Annotated in this window: 1 protein-coding gene; it reads right to left on the minus strand. The window is 51.0% G+C overall.

Annotated elements, in window-relative coordinates:
* On the minus strand, positions 1–610 hold a 610-nt coding region (locus tag NXS10_RS08540; RefSeq protein WP_444544874.1), incomplete at both ends, for a mucin-binding protein.

A 610-nucleotide genomic window follows, 5' to 3' on the forward strand; every position in this document is an offset into this window, starting at 1 on the left:
CTTTCCTCATCCCATGTGTCGCTACCTGTCACCTCATCGTGCTTACCACTAAAGCTGTAGTCATTTTGCGTGTCGGTTGCTGGGGTCGCATCGCCTGCTCCCTCAAAGGTGACCGTTTGACTGGTTGCTTTGCTGATGTCAGTCAGTTTATGACGGTACTTAACAGGAGTATCTGTTGTTGGATTGTCTGGGGTAACGTCACTTGGATCAACGGGTTCCCATCCGTCAAGACTTGGCACTGGAGTTGGGTTGACCTTGGTTGGGTCATCTGGATTGTTGCTGTAGTTTGGCGTTGGTGCACCCGTAATCGGTTGACCATCCTCATCTACTGGAACAAGCTTACCAACTGCTGTGTAGGTGACGGTATCACTAGCGTCTGGATTTGCTGGGGTGACTTCCTTTTCACCTGCACTTGCTTTATCAGCGACATAGCCTTGAACTACTGGAACAGTGACCTTGCCATAGGTGTGGCTTTCCTCATCCCATGTGTCGCTACCTGTCACCTCATCGTGCTTACCACTAAAGCTGTAGTCATTTTGCGTGTCGGTTGCTGGGGTCGCATCGCCTGCTCCCTCAAAGGTGACCGTTTGACTGGTTGGAACCGTCTTGT

Source organism: Streptococcus sciuri, assembly GCF_024814375.1.
In the GTDB taxonomy this organism is placed as follows: Bacteria; Bacillota; Bacilli; order Lactobacillales; family Streptococcaceae; genus Streptococcus; species Streptococcus sciuri.